The organism is Zhouia amylolytica (genome assembly GCF_900116365.1).
Taxonomy (GTDB): Bacteria; Bacteroidota; Bacteroidia; order Flavobacteriales; family Flavobacteriaceae; genus Zhouia; species Zhouia amylolytica.
The window spans coordinates 222,404-238,257 of sequence record NZ_FPAG01000008.1; the positions used below are offsets into that span (position 1 = coordinate 222,404).

A 15,854-nucleotide genomic window follows, 5' to 3' on the forward strand; every position below is an offset into this window, starting at 1 on the left:
TCAAATGCGACTTTTTTAATAATTAAAGTAAGCTGATTCCACTTCCTCCCAGGGAGGGGAAAATAACTTTTCCATTGTCTGTGATTTGCACTCCTTTAGCAATATCATTTTTAAGTAACATTGCCCCGTCCATATCTACGTAATCTAATTGAGGAAGGAGTTGCGCTATGGCTGATATTCCAACAGTAGATTCAGTCATACATCCTACCATCGTCTTTAATTTTAGTTTTTGGGCTCTTTTTATCATCCTAAGGGCAGGGGTAAGTCCTCCACATTTGGTAAGTTTGATGTTAATTCCATCAAAATGTCCATAACATTTTTCAACATCGTTTTCGGTTATACAGCTTTCATCTGCAATGATAGGCAGAGCACTTTCTTTAAATACTTTTTTATTGCCTGTCCAATTTGAAGCTTCCAACGGCTGTTCTATAAATTCAACTCCTAGTTTTTTTAAACTCTTCGAGTTATAAATAGTTTCTTCTGCATCCCAGGCACAATTTGCATCGACTCTAAAGGTACTTTTTGTATACTTTCTTAGTGTTTCAACTATTTCCAGATCATTACTAGTCCCTAATTTAATTTTATATAAAGGCCATGGGAAGCTTAACATTTTATCAATCATTTCCTCAATGGGGGCTATTCCTATGGTATAGTTTGTAATTGGATAATTATCAATAGAGGTGTTCCATATTTTATACAAGGGTTTTTGCTGTAATTTACCATAGAGGTCGTAGGCTGCCAGATCTATGGCACACCTTAAAAAATTCGAAAGATTTTTTGAACTAAGCCAATTGTGCAGATCAGAGGGAGTTGAAAAGTTGTAATTTTCCAGATCGTTTTTTAAAGAACCACATTCCTCGATCATTTCATCAACTGTAATATGATAATAGGAATTAGCAGCTGCTTCACCATAACCAGTTTTACCATTTAAACTTAAACATACTATTAAACTCTCTTGATAATCGCGTGATTGCCTTGAAATACCAAATGTATTTTTTAGTTCTAAAACATATTTTTTTAAAACAATTTCCATGAAAAGAGTACTTCTTTTTGATTAAGGAAGATAGCTAAAATTATTGTTCTATCATCCAACTTGTTGATTTAGAGTATTAAATTTATTTTGGATTAGCTGTACGTAATCTTCCATAGTTAAGTTTTGAATAAAACAAACCTGAATTTGTTAAAACATGGGTAAACTGACATATATCAGTTCTATCATATTACTGACAAATATCATCTTTTCCTTCACGCATTATGAAAATCTTTGTAGTGTAAATAATACATAAATCTATTAGAGTCATGAAGTACAAAAGCAGCATATCAAAGTTATTAATTCTTTTCTGTTTGATCATGGGAGTTCATTTGGGCGTAGCTCAAGAATACAAAGTTGCAAAACAGACCTCAGCATTAATTGTTGAAGGAACTTCAAATATACATGATTGGGAAATTAAGGCAGAAAATCAATCGGGAGTAATAACTTTTAAGTCCATTGACAATGCGGAAATTGCGAAATTAAATTTCAGTGTTGAAACAGAAAGTCTGAAGAGTGGAAAGTCTGGGATGGATAAAAATACTTATAAAGCTTTAAATGCTAAAAAGTATAAAACTATAAAGTTTAACCTGATTAAAGTAAAAGAAACCACTGCAAAAGGAAATAACAAGTATGACGTAAAACTTGAAGGGGATTTAACCATTTCCGGGACCACAAAGCGCATCACCTTGCCTTTGCAGATGGAAATTAATGCAGGAACTGTAAAATTGACTGGTTCCAAGAAAATAAAGATGACAGATTACAATATTGAACCACCTACAGCCTTATTTGGAACAATAACAACAGGTGATGAAGTAACAATAAAAATAAAAACAACCCTAACCGAATAGTATAAATTAAAAATTAAACATCTATGAAATCAATTATCAAGAATTTAGTCATTGCTGTGCTCATATTTACAGGTGTCAATATGTATGCCCAGAGTAATCGTGATTTAGACAATTTTAGACAACCCGATCAAAGAGGTATTAATGATTTTGAAGCCGTAAAAGATAATAGTACTTCAAATTTTGATGGAGTACACGTAAGAATTGGTGGATCTTCAACTTTACAATTCCAAGCTTTAGATAATGAAAATTCAGGAACGGTACCATTGCAAGAAATTGGAAGCAATTTTAACCTGGCGACTGCAAATCTTGATTTGGATGTAGCTCTTTATGATGGTGTAAGAATGCATTTAAGAACCTATTTATCATCTAGACACCACCATGAACCTTATGTAAAAGGAGGGTATTTTCAAATTGACAAATTGGATTTCATAAAAGAAGGTTTTGCCAGTGATTTAATGGACCATATGAGAATTAAAATCGGACATATGGAGAACAACTATGGCGATGCCCACTTTAGAAGATCTGATAACTCAATGTCTTTATACAATCCATTCGTAGGTAACTTGATTATGGATTCATTTACAACAGAGGTTGGAGCAGAGGTATACTATTTCAGAGGTCCTTGGTTTGGAATGTTAGGATTCAGTAACGGTAAACTAAACCAAAGTGTAAAAGAATCTAACGGTACAACAGGTGGTGCTGCATTTTTAGCCAAACTTGGATATGACAAGCAAATTAATGAAGATTTTAGATTCAGATTAACCGGTTCACTTTATAACACAGGATATGCTCCAAGTGTATATCTTTATACAGCAGACAGAGCTGGTGCCAGATACTACAATGTTATGCAAGCAGAAGGGGCTTCAGGCGATAATTTTAGAGCAAGCCGTTTTGATCCTGGATTTAAAAATAAAATTACTGCCATCATGTTCAATCCATTCTTAAAATATGGCGGATTAGAATTTTTCGGAACCGTTGAATTAACTAATGGACAAGCCCTAGGGGAGACTGATAGAAGAAATACTCAACAATACGCAGGTGAATTATTATACAGATTCGGAAATTCTGAAAACTTTTATATCGGAACTCGATACAATACAGTGAATGCTGAATTGGCAAGTGGAGATGATGTGTCAATCAACAGATTCAATGTTGGAGGAGGTTGGTTTATGACAAAGAATATACTAATGAAAGCAGAATATGTAACTCAGAACTACAACGATTATCCTACTGGAGATCTTCTTGAGGATGGTAAATTTAACGGATTTGTTCTTGAGGCTGCTATTAGTTTCTAAAAATGGAATTAGTCAAATCCACTTAATTTTAAATAGATGCTCCGCAATACTTTAGGCATTGCGGAGCTCCCCAGAAAATTGTAAATTAACAGTTATGAAAAGTTTACTCTTACTCCCAATAATTTATTTTGGAATGGCTTTTACAACTTTAAAACCCGCATTATTTAATGAAAAGGTTGTGAAAATAGCTAACGAGAGTGAATTGACAATTTCAGGGTCAACTAATATAAATAGGTTTGAATGTAACTATAAGATTGAAAAGTTAACGGGTCCTATAACAGTTGTGTATCAAAAAAATCAAAAAAGTTTAGATTTCAGACAAACAGTTCTAAAATTGGATAACAATTGTTTTGATTGTGGGAGTAAACCCATTAACCGTGATTTTAATATTTTGGTGAAATCAGACCAACATCCAAGAATTCTATTAAAGATAGATAAGGTGTTAAATATTGGAGGGACTGAAGCAGATGTTTTAACTGATATAAAGATTGCCGGGATAACCAAGTCTTATAGAGTGCCGGTTGGTATTACAAAATTGAATGGAAATAACTTAAAGGTTTCAGGGGTTCTAAAATTGAACATCAGTGATTTTAAACTGGAACCACCGAAAAAAATGTTTGGTATTATTAAAGTGGATGATATTATAAATATTGATTTTCGACTCATTCTGAAAGACACTTAAACGCTTCATTATATTCAAAAATCAAAAAGGTTGAACCAGATATGGTTCAACCTTTTTTACTTGGTTGGCTATAGTTTTAATTTCCTTGGATATCACCTCCAAAGGATCCCTTTTTATCTATGACTTTGGGATTTCCGTCATAGTGAATATCACCTCCGGAGCTAGATTTCGCATCAAGTAATTCCGTGCAATTTACACTAATATCTGCACCACTACTTGCTTTGGCATATGCATTTAGTGCCGTTAGATTACTTGCTTTAATGTCACTTCCGCTACTGGCATTCGCATAAAGGCTTTCGGTTGAACCGTAGATCTTAATATCTGCACCACTGCTCGTACTGGCTTCTACTTTATTTGCTTTTAAAGTAACATGAATATCTGAACCACTACTGGCATCGAGTTTTATATGGTCTGAGTTTAATTCCCCCTCCACTTCAATATCAGCACCACTTGAACTTTCTAGGGCCGTAACAATCGGTAAAGTGACAATGACCTTTTTTGATTTAGCCCAGCCTACTGGTGATGAAGTATGTATTTTTAATCTGTTATTACTGATTTCTGTTTGTATAAGGTTAATGATGTTTTCATCAGCTTCAACCTTAACAGAAGTGTTATCTCCTTGAATAATGACAACATCAAGTCCTTCCGATGCATCTACTATTGTAAATGACTCTGAAGCAACACGATCTTCATTAACGACATTGCCATTTCCTTTTTCTCCCGATCCTAAATTTAAATCGAATTGACATGATGACAATAGTATTGATAGAATAGCTACTACTAATACTTTAATTAAAGTTCCCATGATCTGTTTGTTTTTTGATTGATGAATTGATTAGTTTGATTTAATTTGAACACCAGACTCATCCACTTTCATTTTAAATGAGTCTCCTGCTTTATCTTTTACATTGATATCAATGCCTTTGGCATCAATTTTAATTTTGTTAATTACAGTGTCTTTTTCTTCCTCCTTCACATCATCATTCTCCTCACAATCGAGACATTCCAGTGTGTCATCATTCATTCTCCAGTAATGTTCTGATATTGCATATCCACTATGAAATCCTTGATCGTTATTATACATTCGGCTTATACCTCGCTTCGTTGTTTTGTCAAAGTATATGGTACTTCCTTCTGGGATATAAATGACAATGTTCACTTCTTGATCTCTAAATTTATTAGCGTAATCGGTTGTTAAAAAGTTGTTCAGTTTTAAGGTATTACCGGATATTGAGTAATCGTATTCAATTGCTGTTGCATTTCGATTAGCATCGTCATAGTTCATTCCATGAGACTCTTTTATTACTTTGATGGTAGCAACCGAATCTGTGGTGGATCTAACCTGAAAGTGTACGTCTTCTGAGTATATCTTTCTTTCAGAGCCATCTCTGATGATGTCGAAATCTGAATTACGGTAATATCTGTTATCGATGTTTTCTGCAACAACCATTTCAACTACCAATGTGTCGGTTGGATCCGTGAATAAAGCTTCATTAATTGTTTCACTACCTGTAACGGTGTGTACCGAAGCGGTTTTTAGTCCAAAAATTGTTAAACCGATAATCGAAATAATCCATAAACCAAGTAAAGTAAACTTTGCAATACTTCCAATTGACTTTACATTACTTACGAGGATTTTTAGGCCTAAATAAAACAAGAAAAAGAAAGGGATGCCTACCGCAAAAAACATCATGGCTGAAATTAACCAGATAGGAGCTTCTACTGATGCCTGAACAAATTCCATCCAAGGTTGTCCCATACCAAACATGTCTATAGTGCCCGCGGTGAATAATCCAATAAATAACCCTATTAATGTAGATGCTGAAATGATTAGCAATAATATACCAATGAGTTTTGCGAAAATCTTAAATATGAACATAAAGACATTTCCTATTGCATCGAAAAAGGTGTCTGTACTACTTTTTACTTTCGTCCCTACTTTTTCATAGTCTACATTTTTAACTTTGTCGGCAACATTATCGAAACCCTCTTTAATTTTTTTTTCAATATTACTAATGTTTACCTCTTCCCCGGTCATAGCTAATTTCTCGGCGGTTGTTTTTGCTTCGGGAACTAACACCCAAAACAGTACGTAAACAAATATAAAAGTGAAGCCTGAGGCGAATGTTAGTAAGATCCATAATAGTCGAATCCAAATGGTGTCTATACCTAGGTAATGTCCTAAACCAGAGGAAACACCACTAATGTATTTGTTGTCAGTATCTCTGTAAAGTTTCTTCTGTTCTTTATGTGTGCCTCTAGTTCTAGCCTTAGCCTTAGGAGCATCATCAAAGATCTCTTCATCTACAAGATAATCTTCCGGTTGTCCCATGATAGTTATAACCTCATCCACTTCTTTGGTTGAAATTACCTGGCGGTCGTGTTGCTGACGTTCTGTGAATAATTCAGCTATACGCGCTTCTATATCAGCTATAATTTCATCGCGTCCTTCAGAGTCAGTAAACGACCTTCTTATTGCTTCAAGATATCGCTGAAGTTTTGCGTAAGCGTCTTCATCTATATGAAAAAACGTGTTTGCAAGATTTATGTTTATTGTCTTATTCATTGTCGTGAGTTTTATGGCTAGTTACTAGGTTTACAGCGTTTCGTAATTCGTTCCACGTATTGTTTAGTTCCTTTAAAAAGATTTTACCGTTTTCGGTTAAAGAATAATACTTCCTAGGTGGACCAGATGTAGATTCTTCCCAGCGATAGCTGAGTAATCCAGCATTCTTTAATCTTGTTAGCAGCGGATATATGGTACCTTCTACCACAAGCATCTTTGCGTCTTTAAGAGTACTTAATATTTCTGAAGCATATTTGTCTTCGCCTTTTAAAATGGATAAGATGCAATACTCCAGTACCCCTTTTCGCATTTGTGCCTTTGTGTTTTCTATATTCATGGTTTCATAATGCTTTAAGTTAAACTGTTCGTTTTTTGATTGATGATGTTGTGATTGATGAATTTATTTTAAAAAATTAATAGTTAACGGGTATTTATAAGCTATGCCATCCTTAGCTTTAATGGTAGCCAAAATGGTACAAAATACATCCAGGACCAAAAGTCCCAGAAGTAAACTGCCAATGATGCCAATAAAAAACAAACCACTACCTAGATGAAAGATATTATCCAAATCTATATCGATTTGATGCGTGTTGTGTTCAAATATATCAACGAAATGAACGAACTCCCATGCTGAGAATAATGCTATTATAACAGAAATGGCTCCAAGCGCTAAACTGTATAATAGGATACTGATCTGAAAATTTAATGCTTGTTTGCCATTGTAATCCACAAAATCGGAATCATTTTTATTCGAAGTCCAAAGTATCAATGGAAGAATAAAGTTCCCGAAAGGAATAAAATACTTCGAAAATGTCGACAGGTGGATAATAGCTGACAAGGTTTTTTGATGTTTAGTGATTGATGAGTTCATTAGTTTTTGATTGATTGAATTTATTGTTTTATGGTTTACCTATTAATTTCTTATGCAAATATATATCTAAAAGAAGGTATTATGCAAAACAAAGTACTAAAATTTAACAAAATATTAAGATTTTAGAGATGATAATTAGTTCAATTAAATTCAATACATTAGAGCAACGAAATATTCCAAATAGACTATGACTCCGAGTAAACTAAATACTTTTACAATGTTTAAATTGCCATCAGCCTGGTTATGTGGTATAAGAGTGAAAGAAATAAATGAATCTCATTGCAAAGTACGTGTGAAACATCGGTGGATTAATCAAAATCCATTCAAATCTATGTTTTGGGCCGTCCAGGGAATGGCTGCAGAAATGACCACAGGTGTCTTAGTTATGAACCAAATAAAAGAAAATAAAAAGCCGATTTCAATGTTGGTTCTAAATATGAACGCTAATTTTTCAAAGAAGGCAGTAGGAAGAATTACGTTTACTTGTAAAGATGGAAAATTGGTAAATACCGCCATTAAGGAAGCAATTGAAACTGGAGAAGGTCAGACCATTTGGATGAAATCCATAGGTGTGGATGAAAATGGCGATGTGGTATCAACCTTTAACTTCGAGTGGACGCTAAAGGCTAAAACCAACAAGTAGGGGGAAAGGGATTTAATTTAAAAATAGTCATAGTTTTCAAAAAGGCGTTAAAAGTGTTGGTTAACGCTCTATTCCTGTATTAAATGATTTTATACATTTATTCTGTATAACAGAACATTTATAATGTTAATGAGTCGATGGGTAATGTATTTTGTAAGTTGTTTTACATGTTACTGAGCATAAATTTTTTGCAGGCTTATTACCTATATGTTTTACAATAACAAAATAAAAGTCCATCACCATAGTGTATTGATATGGGCTTCGGTGTAACACCGTCGCTTTTTTGTTGACTAATTGATTATAAACTTTAAAATAATAAACATGACAGCACACGAAATTGATTTTCATATTTATGGAGAAGAAATGCAATTTGTGGAAATAGAACTTGATCCACAAGAAGCTGTAGTAGCGGAAGCAGGCAGTTTTATGATGATGGATAGTGGAATTAAAATGGACACTATTTTTGGAGATGGCTCTAATCAAACGAGTGGGGTTTTAGGGAAATTATTTTCTGCGGGGAAACGATTATTAACGGGCGAAAGTTTATTTATGACTGCTTTTTTAAATGTAGAAAGTGGAAAGAAAAAAGTAAGCTTTGCAGCTCCCTATCCTGGTAAGATCGTACCTATTGATCTTACGAATTATCAAGGGAAGTTTATTTGTCAAAAGGATGCATTCCTTTGTGCTGCTAAGGGTGTTTCTGTAGGGATAGAGTTTTCAAAACGATTAGGCAGAGGGCTTTTTGGAGGAGAAGGTTTTATAATGCAGAAGCTTGAAGGTGATGGAATGGCCTTTGTTCATGCCGGTGGTACCTTGTCTCGAAAAGAATTGGCTCCAGGTGAAGTCTTAAAGGTTGATACTGGATGTATCGTTGGATTTACACAAGAGGTAGATTACGATATCGAATTTGTCGGAGGAATTAGGAATACTGTCTTTGGAGGGGAAGGATTATTTTTTGCAAGTTTAAGAGGACCCGGAGTAGTTTATATTCAGTCATTACCCTTTAGCAGGTTGGCTGGACGTGTATTGGCTGCGGCACCTCGTGCAGGTGGTAAGGACAAAGGAGAGGGAAGTATTTTAGGGGGTATCGGTGATCTGTTAGATGGAGATAACAGATTTTAGGTTTTTTATTTAACGTATTTTTTAAGCTATATTTTGCAATATTTCGTATATTAGATACGTTAAACTAAATAAACCATTATTACCTAAATCTAATATTCATATCATGCCAAGAGCAATGTATGAGTACACCAAAATGGTGTTACAAAAAGTAAGTTTCGATACGGTTTTGTTCTGTAAAGAATTAGAAAAGGCAGCCTCAAGGTTGCTTCCTTATGAATTGGATGAGTTAAGATTGTGGCTCCAACAATTCATTAATGAAAAACCGGAATTATCTCAATGTTTAATCTATTTAAAAGCATAACAAAAGCCCTCTAAAAGAGGGCTTTTAATTTTTTGTTTAGCTGGCTTTTTTGTCAGGCATTGGGCTGATTATTTGTACATTGTGAAATGCTATTGCTCCTCTTATCACCGAGGCAATGACATCGCGCAGTGCGTCAATTATGTGTAATTTTAATTCGCTCTTGTGATATATTAAGCTAACTTCCCTTGCTGGGCTAGGTTCTTCAAAAAAGCGTAATTGTTTACGTTGCTCTCCTTTAATATCCAAGGTGTGTAAATAAGGTAAAAGAGTCATTCCCAAACCTTCGTCAGTAAGCTTAATCATAGTTTCAAAACTCCCTGTTTCTAAAAAGAATTTTTCATCTTTTAGTTTATTTTTGTTTTTACATAAATTGATAACACTGTTTCTAAAACAATGTCCATCTTCCAGTAGCAGTAATTCGTCGGTATTGATGTCCTCTATATTTAATTTCTCTTTTCTGTTTAATTCATGTCCTTGAGGTAAATAAGCAACAAAGGGCTCATAATAAAGTACACGTTCTTTAATATTGTCATTACCGAGTGGAGTAGCTGCAATTGCAGCATCTAAATGACCTTCATGCAAATTTTGTATTATGGTTTCCGTGGTTTGTTCCTCAATTTTTAAATTGATTTTCGGATACTTATTGACAAAGTTTTTTAGAAACATGGGAAGCAATGTTGGTGTTATCGTGGGAATGATTCCTAATTTAAATTCCCCTCCTACAAAACCTTTTTGCTGATCAACAATGTCTTTAATTCTATGAGATTCATTGACAATATTTCTCGCTTGTTCTACAATTTTCTTTCCTACTTCGGTTAGTTGAATAGGTTTTTTTGTACGGTCGAAAACTTGTACTCCTAACTCTTCTTCTAACTTTTGTATTTGCATACTTAAGGTTGGCTGTGTTACAAAGCTTTTTTCTGCAGCAAGGGTAAAATTATGATGCTCAGCTACTGCTAAAACATATTGAAGTTGTGTAATTGTCATTATATATAGTTTTGAGTGATAAAAATATAAAAACTATCAATTAAACTTATAGCTATTCGCTATTAATATTTGTATTTTTATGTAGAAAATAAAATATAAAAGTAAAGTATTTATGAGCTTAAACAGTTTAGGGTTAAACACACAAAAAACAAATGAATTGGTAATAGATCTAAATAATTTATTAGCCAATTTTCAGGTATATTATCAAAATTTAAGAGGAATTCACTGGAATATCAGAGGAAAGCGATTTTTCGATTTACATGCGAAGTTTGAAGAGCTTTATAATGATGCGCAAGTAAAGGTAGACGAAGTGGCAGAAAGGGTTCTTACATTAGGAGGTACTCCATTGCATACTTTTGAAGACTATGTTAACGCGGCAAAGGTTCCAGTGGGAAAAGATATTCACGAAGATGAGAAATCTGTGAAATTAGTGATAAATTCATTGACTGAGCTGCTAAAAATTGAACGAGTGATTTTAGATAAATCTGATGAGGCCGGCGATGAAGGAACTAATTCAATGATGAGTGACTTTATTACCGAACAAGAGAAGACAGTTTGGATGATGAAAGCATGGTTAGGAGAGAAAATATAAATTCTAAAGATTATTTAATAAAGGGAGCCTGTACAAGCACAGGCTCCTTTTATATTAGTTAAAGACGATTGTCGTTTACTTCTATCCAATACCCATCTGGATCCTTTATATAGATCTGTTTAATTCCATCTGGTCTTGTATTGGTAGTATTCATTTCACCTGGCCAATTTTCAAAATGTATTTTCTCTGCATTTAAGAATTTCATAAAACCCTCAAGGTTATTTACATTTAAAGCCATGTGAACGCCTTTATGAGGTTTGAAGTCTTCTTCACTTTCTATGAGATGAATTTGTACTTTGTCATTTAGCTGATACCATTTAAAATTTTCACCTAATCCGGCGTTATAGATTTCTTTCAGACCAAACACTTTTTCATAAAAAGCAGCACTTACCCGTAAATTTTTAACTTGAATAGCATCGTGGTCCTTGTTGAATGTAAAATCTTTTGAGTTATGTGGTTTTAATTTCATGCCTTAAATATTTCGTATTAATAATACTCCCATATTGTCGTAATGCATTAATGAGAATATAAATCTGTTATGCATTGGAATCACTCATTTTAAATAAGAAGCGATCATCAAGTGTATTACTATAATAATCCTCTGGCCTTAATCTCTAAATATTTATTTATGGTATCTATGGTTAAGTTTTCCGGTGAGGTCAAAATTGAATGGATACCATATTTTTTGAGTTCGTTGACTATCAATCTCTTTTCAAAGGCAAACTTTTCGGCTATTACCTTGTCGTATACCTGTTGTACAGTTTCTGCTTTATTTTCTATTAATTGATTTAATTCTGTGTTCTTAAAAAAGATCACAACGAGTAAATGACTTTTTGCGATTCCCTTTAAGTAGGGTAATTGTCTGTGTAAACCATCCAGGGTTTCGAAGTTCGTATAAAGCAGAAATAAACTTCTTTGAGAAATATTTCTTTTTATACTTCCATAAAGCTTGCTATAATCAGATTCAAAAAAATTAGTGGTTACGTTATATAAACTTTCAAGAATAAGGTTCATCTGGCTATTTCTTCTCTCCGCTACAACAATATTGTCAACTTTTTTAGAAAAAGTAAACATACCTGCTTTATCCTGTTTTTTTAATATCACATTGCTCATGACCAGGGTGGCGTTAATAGCGTAGTCTAACAGGCTTAATTCTTCAAAGGGCATTTTCATTATCCTTCCCTTATCAATAATTGAGTACACAGGTTGCGACTTTTCATCCTGGAATTGATTAACCATTAATTGGTTTTTCTTGGCTGTAGCCTTCCAATTAATAGTTCGGATATCATCGCCTTGTACATATTCTTTAATTTGTTCAAACTCCATCGTATGTCCGATGCGTCTGATTTTTTTTATACCATACTGGTGGAGATTGTTTGTAAATGCTAGGAGGTCATATTTTTTTAACTGTAGAAATGCAGGATAGGTTGGAACCATTTCATCTTCTGAAAATGTATAACGTTTGGCAACCAAGCCTAAAAAAGACTTTACGTAGAGGTTCAATTTTCCAAAATGGTATTCACCTCTTTCCGTAGGTCTTAGATCATATTTAATTGTATATTCTTTTGATGCGGCAAGTTTTCTGTCAATTTTAAAATCTCTTATTTGAAATTGCTCCGGGATTTCATCAATTATTCGTGTAAAAATTGGAAAAGTATATCTGTTCTCTATTTTTATTGTAATAGGGTTGCTGTCACCATTTGAAAACTTTTCTGGAAGTACTCTTTTAGCATAGATTCCTTTATTGGTACTAAAAACGGTAACAATGTCTAGTAGGAAGAAAGTTAAAACAATAAATAATGATAATTGGGCAATAAAAAAAAGCTTAGGAAAAATAAAGCTCAGTACAAAAAGTACTATCACTGCCAGAAAGAAATAATAGCATCTGTTTTCTATGTAAAATGATCGAAGAAACCTCATACTAATTAGCGTGGTATTTCAACAGCCTGAATAATTTGCTGAACAATTTGCTTAGCGCTTACACCTTCCATTTCACGTTCGGGGGTTACAATTATACGATGCTGTAAAACAGGAACAGCCACTTGTTTTATATCTTCCGGTGTTACAAAATCCCTACCGTTCATAGCTGCATAGGCCTTTGATGCTTTAAGAATTGCAATAGAGGCTCTCGGCGAAGCTCCCAGATATAAGAATTGGTTGTTACGTGTATTAACAATGAGTTCTGCGATATATTTTAATAAGTGTGGTTCGACTATTATTTCATTTACTATACTTTGATATCTGGCAACCTGTTCTCCATTTAAAAACGCCGTAACTTTATCTGTTTTTTTAGCTTCCTTTAATTTGTGTTCTCTACTGATAATTTCCACTTCTTCGTCTACCGATGGATAATCTATATCTATTTTGAAAATAAATCGATCTAATTGGGCTTCTGGTAAACGATAAGTGCCTTCTTGTTCCACAGGGTTTTGGGTAGCTAAAACCATAAATGGTGGCGACATAGGAAATTTTTGTCCGTCGATAGTTATTTGTCGCTCTTCCATTACTTCAAATAATGCTGCCTGTGTTTTGGCAGGAGCCCTGTTAATTTCATCGATTAAAATCATGTTGGCGAAAATCGGACCTTTTTTAAATTCAAATTCAGATTTCTTGAGATCGAAGATCGAAGTCCCCAATATATCTGATGGCATTAAATCCGGAGTAAACTGAATGCGGCTGAAATCTACCGTTAATGCCTTGGCCAATAATTTGGCAGTAATTGTTTTAGCTACTCCAGGCACACCTTCAATTAGTACATGCCCATTGGACAAAAGCGCCGTGATAAGCATATCGATCATTCCTTTTTGACCGACAATTACTTTTGATAATTCGGACTTTATCTTACCTACCGCTTCTTGTAATTCTGAAAGATCGATTCTGTTTTCAAACTGTACATTAGCGTTATCTATTGATTTTTTATCTTCTTGATGTTCCATAATTAGTTGGTATTGTAAAATTCTTCTATCTGTTTATTTAATTCAAGTAAATGTGCCTCGCTATGTGAACCTCTGGATTTTAAATACTTAATAAGCCTTACAAGTTTAAGCATACTTTCTTTGTTTTTTCCTGCTTTTAAAGCCAGGTTTTTGGCAAATTTGTCATCCAGATTATCTGTGTCGATAAAATAATCAGTTCTTATTTTCTCAAGGAAATAGGTTATTTTTTTATTAATAAGGTTTGAGTGGTCTTTTGTTTCGTAATATAAATTGGCTATTGTTTTTGTAAAGTCAACTGTAGTGTTTGGTAAAGCCTTTATGATTCTAATGGTTCGTTGTTCTCTTTTAGCATTAAAGACCATAAATGTTATCAGAACAATTAAACAGATATACCATGCCCATTTCAAGGAAGGTTCTGATAGAATAAACCGAAAGGGTGATGAGCCTAGTTCTTTTCCTTCCTTATTTACGGAATCAAATAGAATTGTTTGATCGGGGAGGTAAGACATTACATTCTCTATATATTTAAAATTATTTTCTTTCAAAAGATAATAATTAGTGAAGGCATAGGGTTGAGTATGTAAATAAAACGTTCCACTCTTGTAGTTAATTTTAACGAAGTTGATATGATCTTTTAAGGCCTCTTTTTGATTAATGTCCAAAATTTCAGCTTCGTTTGAAATCGAATGAAATCCCAGTACAATAGTTGTCAGAGAATCCAGTTCCTTAAAATAAATATCCTGGGCATTTTTGTCAATGGTAATACTGTCACGACTAAATTGTGGATTTGCAAGTGTTAAGGTTGCTTTACCACTAAAACTATATTCGTATTTTATTTTAAAGTCTAAAGAGTCTTTAAGGGTTTGTGGGAATTGTGTGGAGGAAATAAAAATGGAATTACCTTCACCGGCAAAATCCAATAGTTTTTCGGCAGATACTTCATCTACCATATAATCATCGTGAATATATAGATAGGAACCTTTTATACCATAGGTTGAATCGACCTGATCAAATGTATTATCAAAATATTCAAAAGGAGTAATGTTTATATCTAATAGCTCCTGATTTTTAAAAAGGGAGGGGAGCTCCTGATAAAGTACTTTTAGCCCATAAGGTTTGGTGTGTTTTTCGTTGAAGGTTGGCGACCAATCAATCGGAGTTGGTTTGGTTATTTCTAAAACAAAAATTCCAATAATTAAGAGAATTAAGACTCCAATGTACACTTTTAAGGTTTTGTTCATGAGGAAACAGAATTAATAAGTTGCACAAAATTCCTGGAAACTTTTTCGAAATCTTCCTTACTTACTTTAAACTCCCCATACCAAATGTAATTGTATAAATAAGAAGCATAATTAAAATTAGCCTTTATTTGTTCATTGGTTATTTCATTTAAGTAATCACTATTGGTTTTTTCTACATCATAGGTTATCAGATGATAGTTAGTAAGCTCTTTCAAGAGCCATAAGTAATAATAACGTACTGCTAATCTATAATTCGTTTCATTAACAGCGTTTAAAATTAAAGTATTAAAATCGGTGGTGTGAATATTATTCTCAATATCGTCAACTTTTAGAATGGATTTATTAGCTGATTTACCAAAAACCCATCTACCTTCTTTATTCATTATTAACTTTACAATAATAAAAATGACAGCAATGATGATGAGTACATAGAATGTTTTAATAACCGAATCGGCTAGACTCTCAGCATCTGTACCTTGATCAATATCAAAAAGATTACTCAACGATTCCGCCAACCATTCTTTAAACCTGGTAAACCATCCTTTGCTGGCTACAGCCTCTTCGTATTCATAAGCCTTACCCGTATATTTTTCTTTAAATCCGTTTTCAAAGTTTCTTGAAGAAACAATACTCTGATCTATGCTTAGCGTATCCTTTAGACTAACATCGGCACTTTGAGGATATAAACAACTCAGATTTAGAATTATTAAAAAGAAAAATAAGTGGTTCTTCATAAA

Annotated in this window: 18 protein-coding genes; 7 read left to right on the top strand and 11 right to left on the bottom strand. The window is 33.6% G+C overall.

What is annotated here, in order from left to right:
* Positions 1 to 22 precede the first annotated feature (22 nt).
* Positions 23 to 1,033 carry a dipeptide epimerase gene (locus BM361_RS14365; protein WP_074979747.1) on the bottom strand — a complete coding sequence of 337 codons (1,011 nt, stop codon included), beginning with the start codon at positions 1,031 to 1,033 and terminating at the stop codon, positions 23 to 25.
* A gap of 266 nt (positions 1,034 to 1,299) precedes the next feature.
* Here BM361_RS14365 and BM361_RS14370 point away from each other — a divergent pair, with 266 nt between their 5' ends.
* The 3 genes from BM361_RS14370 (at position 1,300) to BM361_RS14380 (ending at position 3,858) form a co-directional block, all read left to right on the top strand.
* Positions 1,300 to 1,881: a YceI family protein gene (locus tag BM361_RS14370; RefSeq protein ID WP_074979749.1), complete on the top strand. Its 582-nt coding sequence runs from the start codon at positions 1,300 to 1,302 to the stop codon at positions 1,879 to 1,881.
* Positions 1,882 to 1,904: 23 nt separating this feature from the next.
* On the top strand, positions 1,905 to 3,176 hold the full coding sequence (locus BM361_RS14375; RefSeq protein ID WP_074979751.1) for a hypothetical protein: 1,272 nt from the start codon (positions 1,905 to 1,907) through the stop codon (positions 3,174 to 3,176).
* 94 nt (positions 3,177 to 3,270) lie between these two features.
* Complete coding sequence (locus BM361_RS14380; RefSeq protein ID WP_139226729.1) at positions 3,271 to 3,858, top strand: YceI family protein; 588 nt, start codon at positions 3,271 to 3,273, stop codon at positions 3,856 to 3,858.
* Positions 3,859 to 3,934: 76 nt separating this feature from the next.
* Here BM361_RS14380 and BM361_RS14385 read toward each other — a convergent pair whose 3' ends face one another.
* The 4 genes from BM361_RS14385 to BM361_RS16895 all read right to left on the bottom strand — a co-directional run bounded on the left by BM361_RS14385 (position 3,935) and on the right by BM361_RS16895 (position 7,295).
* Positions 3,935 to 4,663: a head GIN domain-containing protein gene (locus BM361_RS14385; protein WP_074979755.1), complete on the bottom strand. Its 729-nt coding sequence runs from the start codon at positions 4,661 to 4,663 to the stop codon at positions 3,935 to 3,937.
* A gap of 30 nt (positions 4,664 to 4,693) precedes the next feature.
* Positions 4,694 to 6,424, bottom strand: a complete 1,731-nt coding sequence (locus tag BM361_RS14390; RefSeq protein WP_074979757.1) for a PspC domain-containing protein — start codon at positions 6,422 to 6,424, stop codon at positions 4,694 to 4,696.
* A complete protein-coding gene (locus tag BM361_RS16890) occupies positions 6,417 to 6,761 on the bottom strand; it encodes a PadR family transcriptional regulator (protein WP_038262085.1) in 345 nt (114 codons plus the stop codon). Before BM361_RS16890 ends, BM361_RS14390 begins: the two co-directional genes overlap by 8 nt.
* A gap of 63 nt (positions 6,762 to 6,824) precedes the next feature.
* On the bottom strand, positions 6,825 to 7,295 hold the full coding sequence (locus BM361_RS16895; protein WP_074979759.1) for a DUF4870 domain-containing protein: 471 nt from the start codon (positions 7,293 to 7,295) through the stop codon (positions 6,825 to 6,827).
* Positions 7,296 to 7,512: 217 nt separating this feature from the next.
* On the opposite strand from BM361_RS16895, the gene BM361_RS14405 reads away from it, so the two are divergent.
* The 3 genes from BM361_RS14405 to BM361_RS14415 all read left to right on the top strand — a co-directional run bounded on the left by BM361_RS14405 (position 7,513) and on the right by BM361_RS14415 (position 9,361).
* Positions 7,513 to 7,938, top strand: coding sequence for a DUF4442 domain-containing protein (locus BM361_RS14405; protein ID WP_082436071.1), 426 nt, complete (start codon positions 7,513 to 7,515; stop codon positions 7,936 to 7,938).
* 321 nt (positions 7,939 to 8,259) lie between these two features.
* Positions 8,260 to 9,060, top strand: a complete 801-nt coding sequence (locus tag BM361_RS14410; protein WP_074979761.1) for a TIGR00266 family protein — start codon at positions 8,260 to 8,262, stop codon at positions 9,058 to 9,060.
* Between the two features lie 103 nt (positions 9,061 to 9,163).
* Positions 9,164 to 9,361 carry a hypothetical protein gene (locus BM361_RS14415; RefSeq protein ID WP_038262097.1) on the top strand — a complete coding sequence of 66 codons (198 nt, stop codon included), beginning with the start codon at positions 9,164 to 9,166 and terminating at the stop codon, positions 9,359 to 9,361.
* A gap of 36 nt (positions 9,362 to 9,397) precedes the next feature.
* Here BM361_RS14415 and BM361_RS14420 read toward each other — a convergent pair whose 3' ends face one another.
* Positions 9,398 to 10,348, bottom strand: coding sequence for a LysR family transcriptional regulator (locus BM361_RS14420; RefSeq protein ID WP_074979763.1), 951 nt, complete (start codon positions 10,346 to 10,348; stop codon positions 9,398 to 9,400).
* A 112-nt stretch (positions 10,349 to 10,460) separates the two neighbouring features.
* Here BM361_RS14420 and BM361_RS14425 point away from each other — a divergent pair, with 112 nt between their 5' ends.
* Complete coding sequence (locus BM361_RS14425) at positions 10,461 to 10,940, top strand: Dps family protein (protein ID WP_038262102.1); 480 nt, start codon at positions 10,461 to 10,463, stop codon at positions 10,938 to 10,940.
* Between the two features lie 58 nt (positions 10,941 to 10,998).
* Here BM361_RS14425 and BM361_RS14430 read toward each other — a convergent pair whose 3' ends face one another.
* The 5 genes from BM361_RS14430 to BM361_RS14450 all read right to left on the bottom strand — a co-directional run bounded on the left by BM361_RS14430 (position 10,999) and on the right by BM361_RS14450 (position 15,851).
* A complete protein-coding gene (locus BM361_RS14430; RefSeq protein WP_074979765.1) occupies positions 10,999 to 11,409 on the bottom strand; it encodes a VOC family protein in 411 nt (136 codons plus the stop codon).
* 119 nt (positions 11,410 to 11,528) lie between these two features.
* Positions 11,529 to 12,860, bottom strand: coding sequence for a DUF58 domain-containing protein (locus BM361_RS14435; protein WP_038262106.1), 1,332 nt, complete (start codon positions 12,858 to 12,860; stop codon positions 11,529 to 11,531).
* A 5-nt stretch (positions 12,861 to 12,865) separates the two neighbouring features.
* On the bottom strand, positions 12,866 to 13,876 hold the full coding sequence (locus tag BM361_RS14440) for an AAA family ATPase (protein WP_175496589.1): 1,011 nt from the start codon (positions 13,874 to 13,876) through the stop codon (positions 12,866 to 12,868).
* 2 nt (positions 13,877 to 13,878) lie between these two features.
* Positions 13,879 to 15,117 (bottom strand): DUF4350 domain-containing protein, encoded by a 1,239-nt coding sequence (locus BM361_RS14445; protein WP_074979767.1) that lies wholly within the window; start codon positions 15,115 to 15,117, stop codon positions 13,879 to 13,881.
* On the bottom strand, positions 15,114 to 15,851 hold the full coding sequence (locus tag BM361_RS14450) for a hypothetical protein (RefSeq protein ID WP_074979769.1): 738 nt from the start codon (positions 15,849 to 15,851) through the stop codon (positions 15,114 to 15,116). Before BM361_RS14450 ends, BM361_RS14445 begins: the two co-directional genes overlap by 4 nt.
* Positions 15,852 to 15,854 lie beyond the last annotated feature (3 nt).

Excerpts from the sequence above, each read along its gene's own strand:
- BM361_RS14365 (WP_074979747.1), bottom strand. The coding sequence starts at position 1,033 with ATGGAAATTGTTTTAAAAAAATATGTTTTAGAACTAAAAAATACATTT.
- BM361_RS14370 (WP_074979749.1), top strand. The coding sequence starts at position 1,300 with ATGAAGTACAAAAGCAGCATATCAAAGTTATTAATTCTTTTCTGTTTG.
- BM361_RS14375 (WP_074979751.1), top strand. The coding sequence starts at position 1,905 with ATGAAATCAATTATCAAGAATTTAGTCATTGCTGTGCTCATATTTACA.
- BM361_RS14380 (WP_139226729.1), top strand. The coding sequence starts at position 3,271 with ATGAAAAGTTTACTCTTACTCCCAATAATTTATTTTGGAATGGCTTTT.
- BM361_RS14385 (WP_074979755.1), bottom strand. The coding sequence starts at position 4,663 with ATGGGAACTTTAATTAAAGTATTAGTAGTAGCTATTCTATCAATACTA.
- BM361_RS14390 (WP_074979757.1), bottom strand. The coding sequence starts at position 6,424 with ATGAATAAGACAATAAACATAAATCTTGCAAACACGTTTTTTCATATA.
- BM361_RS16890 (WP_038262085.1), bottom strand. The coding sequence starts at position 6,761 with ATGAATATAGAAAACACAAAGGCACAAATGCGAAAAGGGGTACTGGAG.
- BM361_RS16895 (WP_074979759.1), bottom strand. The coding sequence starts at position 7,295 with ATGAACTCATCAATCACTAAACATCAAAAAACCTTGTCAGCTATTATC.
- BM361_RS14405 (WP_082436071.1), top strand. The coding sequence starts at position 7,513 with ATGTTTAAATTGCCATCAGCCTGGTTATGTGGTATAAGAGTGAAAGAA.
- BM361_RS14410 (WP_074979761.1), top strand. The coding sequence starts at position 8,260 with ATGACAGCACACGAAATTGATTTTCATATTTATGGAGAAGAAATGCAA.
- BM361_RS14415 (WP_038262097.1), top strand. The coding sequence starts at position 9,164 with ATGCCAAGAGCAATGTATGAGTACACCAAAATGGTGTTACAAAAAGTA.
- BM361_RS14420 (WP_074979763.1), bottom strand. The coding sequence starts at position 10,348 with ATGACAATTACACAACTTCAATATGTTTTAGCAGTAGCTGAGCATCAT.
- BM361_RS14425 (WP_038262102.1), top strand. The coding sequence starts at position 10,461 with ATGAGCTTAAACAGTTTAGGGTTAAACACACAAAAAACAAATGAATTG.
- BM361_RS14430 (WP_074979765.1), bottom strand. The coding sequence starts at position 11,409 with ATGAAATTAAAACCACATAACTCAAAAGATTTTACATTCAACAAGGAC.
- BM361_RS14435 (WP_038262106.1), bottom strand. The coding sequence starts at position 12,860 with ATGAGGTTTCTTCGATCATTTTACATAGAAAACAGATGCTATTATTTC.
- BM361_RS14440 (WP_175496589.1), bottom strand. The coding sequence starts at position 13,876 with ATGGAACATCAAGAAGATAAAAAATCAATAGATAACGCTAATGTACAG.
- BM361_RS14445 (WP_074979767.1), bottom strand. The coding sequence starts at position 15,117 with ATGAACAAAACCTTAAAAGTGTACATTGGAGTCTTAATTCTCTTAATT.
- BM361_RS14450 (WP_074979769.1), bottom strand. The coding sequence starts at position 15,851 with ATGAAGAACCACTTATTTTTCTTTTTAATAATTCTAAATCTGAGTTGT.